4 protein-coding genes are annotated in these 5,790 nt (G+C 71.1%); 1 reads left to right on the top strand and 3 read right to left on the bottom strand.

Going from position 1 to position 5,790, the window contains the following annotated elements; all coding sequences use genetic code 11:
• Together IT293_16035 and IT293_16030 are read right to left on the bottom strand one after the other, a co-directional pair.
• A partial coding sequence (locus IT293_16035; protein MCC6766169.1) for an arylsulfatase occupies positions 1 to 1,469 on the bottom strand: 1,469 nt, incomplete at its 3' end.
• Between the two features lie 14 nt (positions 1,470 to 1,483).
• A complete protein-coding gene (locus IT293_16030; protein MCC6766168.1) occupies positions 1,484 to 2,200 on the bottom strand; it encodes a DUF3313 domain-containing protein in 717 nt (238 codons plus the stop codon).
• Between the two features lie 303 nt (positions 2,201 to 2,503).
• Here IT293_16030 and IT293_16025 point away from each other — a divergent pair, with 303 nt between their 5' ends.
• Positions 2,504 to 3,424 (top strand): helix-turn-helix domain-containing protein, encoded by a 921-nt coding sequence (locus IT293_16025; protein MCC6766167.1) that lies wholly within the window; start codon positions 2,504 to 2,506, stop codon positions 3,422 to 3,424.
• 12 nt (positions 3,425 to 3,436) lie between these two features.
• Here the strand turns inward: IT293_16025 and IT293_16020 are convergent.
• Positions 3,437 to 5,790: tetratricopeptide repeat protein (locus IT293_16020; GenBank protein ID MCC6766166.1), on the bottom strand; the 2,354-nt coding region annotated here is incomplete at its 5' end.

Here is a 5,790-nt window from a genome sequence, read left to right as displayed (position 1 = left end):
GTGTGCTCCGTGTAGTTGTTCATGAAGACGTCGTAGCGCTCCTGGGGATCCTGCCAGAGGTCGAACACCTGCGGCACGATGGCGACGTACTTCTCCTCCCCCTTCCAGCCGAGATTGGTATCGACGGCGAGGCCGCCGGTCGCCTGCCCGTTGTCGCCACGCAGGTTGAAGACCGCCTTGTAGTTGCCGACGCGAGCCGCGCCCGGCGTGAGCTCGTTCTCGGTGAAGTAGAACCAGCTCTTGCGCTCCGACTTGCCGGTTCCGAAGAGGACCGGCGACATGTCGTAGCTGTCGAAGACGGTCGGCTTCCCCTCGCGGTCCTTGTCGGGCAGCTTTGCACCCGCGAGCGAGGCGAAGGTCGCCATGTAGTCGAGTCCGCCGACGATGTCGTAGTTCTTCGCGCCGGCCTTGATCTTCGGGCCCCACGCGATCGAGGGCACGCGGTTGCCGCCCTCGCGGACCGTGCCCTTGGTGCCGCGGAACGGCGTGTAGCCGGCGTCCGGGTACACGTCCTGCCAGGCGCCATTGTCGGTCGTCCAGAACACGTAGGTGTTCTTGTCGAGCCCGAGCGACCGCACCTTGTCGAGCACGCGCCCGATGCGGGTGTCGTTCTCGACGACCGAGTCGGCGTACTTCGTCTTCGACAGCGACTTGTGCTGGAACTCGGGCGCCGGGAGGTTCGGCTGGTGCACCTTCATGAAGTTGACGCTCATGAAGAAGGGCTTGTCGGCCTTGGCCGCCCTGTCGAGGTACTCGAGCGACGCCTTCTCGACGTACTCGTCGAAGAAGGGGATGCCGACGACGCCCTTCTCGGGCGTGTTCACGTACTGCCCGTTGATCTTGAAGTCCTCGTGCGCCTTCTCGCCGGCCTTCCCGGAGAGCGACCCCTGGGTGACCTTCACGAACATCGCACGCAGGTCGGGGTCCATGTCGGGGAACCACGTCGGATCGGCGTAGGTGTAGGCGTTCAGATGGTAGAGGCCGGCGTATCGCATCTCGTCGTAGCCCTGCGCGATCGGCAGCGCGTAGTCGGCCTCGCCGAGGTGCCACTTGCCGGTGAAGAAGGTCTGGTACCCGGCCTGCTTCAACACCGACGCCAGCGTCCATTCCGCCGCCGGCAGCCCGCCGCCCTGTCCCTGGAAGGCGACGGTCGTCATGCCGCTCCGGTTCGGGATGCGCCCGGTCTGCACGGCGGCGCGGCCCGGGGTGCAGCTCGGCTGCGCGTAGAACGAGTAGAAGGTCATCCCCTCGTTCGCCAACCGCTCGAGGCTGGGGGTCGGCATGCCCCGACCCGGTCCCCCGCCGTACGGACTCGAATCCCCGTACCCGAAGTCGTCGGAGAGGATGAGGATGATGTTGGGTTTCTTGTCCTCGGCGTGCGCCGGCAGAGCCGCCAGCACCAACGCCAGAACCGCGCACAGCGAACGAGCGAAGAGATTCATCGACGTCTTCCTCCTCTTTGATTCCATGATGGCCGCGGACGTCAGCTCGCCGTCGGCGGGTTGCCGGGCGCGGCCTTGCCGGTCGTCCACGCCGACACGCGCGCGGCGTACTCGGTAGCCCACGAGTCCATGGCGTTCTGGACGTCGCCCCACTGCCATTGGGCGGCCGCTTTCATCGAACTGCCGCCGACGCGCCGGTCCACCATCTCACCGAGCGTCTGGCCGGTGCTCGCGTCACTCAACCGAGCCTCGATCTGACAGCCGCCGGCAAACGCCCAGTGGCCCGTCGCGACCGACTGCAAGGTGTTGAGAGCACGCGCCTGGGGCACGACCAGCGAGACCGTACGCAGCACCGGCGTCGCGCTCTCGGCGTCGGTGATCGCCACCTGGATCTTCATGACGCCCGGCCCGGGCGCCTCGACCACCTTCATCTTCGTTCCGAATTGCGTCTCCAGGGCGCTCCGGAAGTACGTGGTGAGCGCTTGCTGCGCCGACGGCGAGAGCTTGGTGGCGTCGGTGCCCCAGAAGGTGACCGGCTCGATGACGACCGCTTTGTATTGGGTCCACTGGGCGGTCGCATTCACGTAGCGGAGCAGCGCCTGACCCTTGGCGGTATCTCCGGGGGTCAGCCTCGAGTAGTCGCCGAGGAAGCCCGACTCCTTCACCTGCTTCACCGAGACCTGCTTCGTCGTGGCGCAGCCCGCAAGCCCCAGCACCACACAGAGCCCCGATACCAAGATGTATTTCGATTGCGACATGCGTTGCGTTCTCCCCTCTGATGACGTTCGCGCAGCCTCCCCGAACAAAGCCCATCGCCGGGTCACGCGTTTTCCGAATGCAGGCGGCGTGGCGTACCGGTCGTGACCAACGACTCCAGGCTCCTCGATTCACACTTTCTCGCGAAAGGCGAGAGTCGCCACTGAGAACGGGTGCCTCGATGCATCGTATCCGTGCTTGCTTGCATCATGCCGGGACGCACCGCTATGCACTTTCCGCAAATCGTCGGAGATGCGATCCCGGTTGTGACAGACGCCTGCCTACGAGTCGTCCGGACGGCGGACATGGGGGAGCTGGCCGCCGCGCAGCCGGGCAAGAACCGCCGCTACGTCCAGCTCGAGCCCGGGCCGATGGAGGCGGAGCTGGTCGACGCCCGCCTCGGCAGCGTGCAGGTGTTCCGCGAGCGCCTCGGTGCCGGGATGTTCGTGGAAGCCGCGCCGCCGTCGAGTCTCCTCCCCTTCGGAATCATCTTGTCGGCGGGCGGCGCCATCCGCTTCTGCGGGCGCGACCTGCGCCCGACGAACGTCGCCCAGGCGGCGGGGGGCGGCTGGGACATACGGTTCGCCGGCCCTATCGACTACGTCTCGTGCGTCTTCCAGCGCGCGTGGTTCGAGCGCGAGGCGTCCGCTCTCCTCGGCCACGCGCCACGTGACGACTGGTTCCGAAACGTCGGCCGTCCGGCTTCGAGCTCGGCGATCGGGCATCTCCGGACGATGATCACGCGAACCCTCGAACGCATGATGCACCAGCCCTCCCTCCTGGCGGGCGAGCGGACACGCACGGCCGTCGAAGCCGAGCTCGTCCGGCTGACCGTGGGCGCACTCACGTCGGCGGCGGAGCCGACGCCGGTCGCGGCGTACGGACGTCGGCGAAGAGGCGTCCGACGCGTGATCGAGTACGTGACTGACCATCCGGACGCCGACACGACGGCTGCGAACTTGTGCGGCATCGCAGGGGTCAGCGAACGGACCCTGGAATACGGCTTCCGCGAGTACCTCGACGTGACGCCGGTGCGCTTCCTGAAGCTCGTGCGACTCAACCGGGCGCGCCGCGACCTCCTGCGCGCGTCCGCGCAGGCGTCGGCGCCGCCCACGACGGTGACGGACGTGGCGCTGCGCTGGGGCTTCTTCGAGCTCGGGCGTTTCGCCGGCGAGTATCGCCGCCTCTTCGGCGAGCGTCCGTCGGAAACCCTCCGCCGCCCTTGATCGACGCCGGAGTCACCTGCCCCCGAGATCACGCACGAGAGCCCGCACGCTCGCGTCGTCGGGAGCGATCGCCGCGAGGCGGCGTGCGTAGCCGAGCGCCGAGTCGCCGCGGCCCGCGTCGCGCTCGAACGTCGCGAGCGCGGAGAGCAGCTCCGGGTCGTACGGCGCGCGCGCGAGCGCGGCGGTGAGCACGGCCGTCGCCTCGTCGCGCCGCCCGGCGGAGTGGAGCGCGACGCCGTAGACGTAGGCGAAGCGGGCATCGTCCGGACGCGCTTTCGCGGCGCGTCGGAGCAGGACGAGCGCGTCGTCGCGACGGCCCTCGCGTACGCGCTGGAGGCCGAGCGCGTGCAGCAGCGTCGGATCGTCCGGTACGGCGGTGAGGCCCTCGGCAAGGACGGCGGCCGCAGCGGCGGCACGGCCCGTCGCACGGTAGAGGTCTCCGAGGTTGACGTACGCGGGCACGAACAGGGGATCGAGCCTGAGCGCGGTGCGGTACTCGCCTTCGGCGCCCGCGGCGTCGCCGCGCTCCGCCGCGACGACGCCAAGGTTCAGGTGCGCCTCGGGGCGCTCCGCGACGGCGCGCTCCGACGCGGCCCACTCGTCGACGGCGCGCCGCGCCAGCGCCGCGTCGGGCGGCGCGAGCGCGTCGAGCGGCGCGCTCGCGAGCGCCCGCCCCGCCTGCACGCGCACCGCCTTCACGGGGTCGTCGGCGAGCGGGCCGGCGAGCGCGACCCGCGCGTCGGGCGGCAGCCCGCGGACGGCATCGAGCGCACCGACCCGCACGAGCGGGCTCGGGTCGGCGAGCGCGGCCCGGAGCGCCGGCAGTGCCGCAGCATCCGGGAAGCGGTCCAGCATCGACGCCGTCGTCGCGCGCGCGATCTCGGGTGCGGCCGCGTCGCCGGCGAACGCCGCGAGCTTCGCGGCGGCGCCGGGCGCCCCGGCGCGGCCGGCCGCGAGCGCCCCGCCGTAGCTCTGGAAGCCCTTGCGCTCGGGGCCGTACCACGCGACGACCGCGGCCGCGGCCCACGCCGCGTCGCGCTCGCCGTGGCAGCCGTTGCACGCGTTCAGCGTCCCGTCGGCGATGGTCAGGTCCGGACGCGGCACGCGCAGCGAGTGATCGTGGCGCGGATCGACCATCATGTAGGTCCGCGTCGGCATGTGGCACGCCGTGCAGGCCGACGCCGCCGAGGCCTCGCGGTGATGGTGGTGCGCGGCGCCGTCGTAGATCGCGGCGGCGTGACACTGGGTGCAGACCGCGTTTCCGGGCGCGCGGAGCTTCCCGCCGTGCGGCTCGTGGCAGTCGCCGCAGATGACGCCGCGCGCGTACATCTTGCTCTGCACGAACGAGCCCCAGGTGTAGACCTCGTCGTGCTGCTGCCCGTCGGCCTCGTAGAGTCCGGGCTCGAGGAGCGCCGGCACGTGGGTGTCGAGGAGGCGGCCGGTCGGGTTCGGGTCGAGCCCGAGCGGGCGGCGCCGCGCGTGGCAGACGGCGCAGGTCTCGACCTCACGACGGGTCGCGAGCGGGCGGCTCCGCGTCGGCGCGGTCGCCGACGGCGTCCACGCGACCCCCGCGCGCTCGTCGAGCGCGATCGCGAGCCCGTGCGCCGGCCACGCCTCCGAACCGGGACGGCGCTCCGCCCACGCCACGTGATTCGAGCCGGGTCCGTGGCACGCCTCGCAGGCGACGTTCGGCTCCGACCAGGTCGTCGCGAAGCGGTCGGTCGCCGGATCGTAGTTCCGCCGCAGGTTCGTCGCGTGGCAGTCGGCGCAGACGAAGTTCCAGTTCTGCTGGAGCCGCGTCCAGTGCAGGGGATCGCGATGATCGATGCGCTCGTTCGGATAGAGGTGGAACCAGCGCTGCCCGCCCTGGGATTTCGGCCGCGCGTCCCACGCGAGCGGCAGCGCCTGCTTCCGCCCGTCGGGAAAATCGACGAGGTACTGCTGGAGCGGATACACGCCGAAGGTCCACGTCAGGCGGTACTCGGCGAGCTTGCCGTCGGGCCCGTCGGTGCGGACGACGAAGTCGTCGCCACGCCGGGTGAACGTCGAGGTGACGCCGCCGGCGGTGACCCGCGCGTTCGCGAAGTCGCCGAGCACGGTCGCGGGCATCGCCGGCTGCATCGCGGCCGCGTGTTGCGAGCCGCGCCACGCGGCCGCCGCCTCGGCGTGGCAGTCGGCGCAGCCCGCCGTCCCGACGAACGCCGCGGCGGGCGGCGCGGCACCGCCCCCGAGCGCCGCACGCACCGGCGTCGCCGCAGGCGCAACGCCTGTCGCCGCCGCTGTCGCGCCTGCCGCGACGGTCGCGGTCGGCGCCGGCGCCGGCGTCTCGCTCGCACGGCACCCCGACCACCAGGCGCTCGCCGCCG

The sequence above is a fragment of the Deltaproteobacteria bacterium genome (assembly GCA_020848745.1).
Taxonomy (GTDB): domain Bacteria; phylum Desulfobacterota; class Binatia; order UTPRO1; family UTPRO1; genus UTPRO1.
This window is presented reverse-complemented; position numbering and strand designations above follow the sequence as displayed.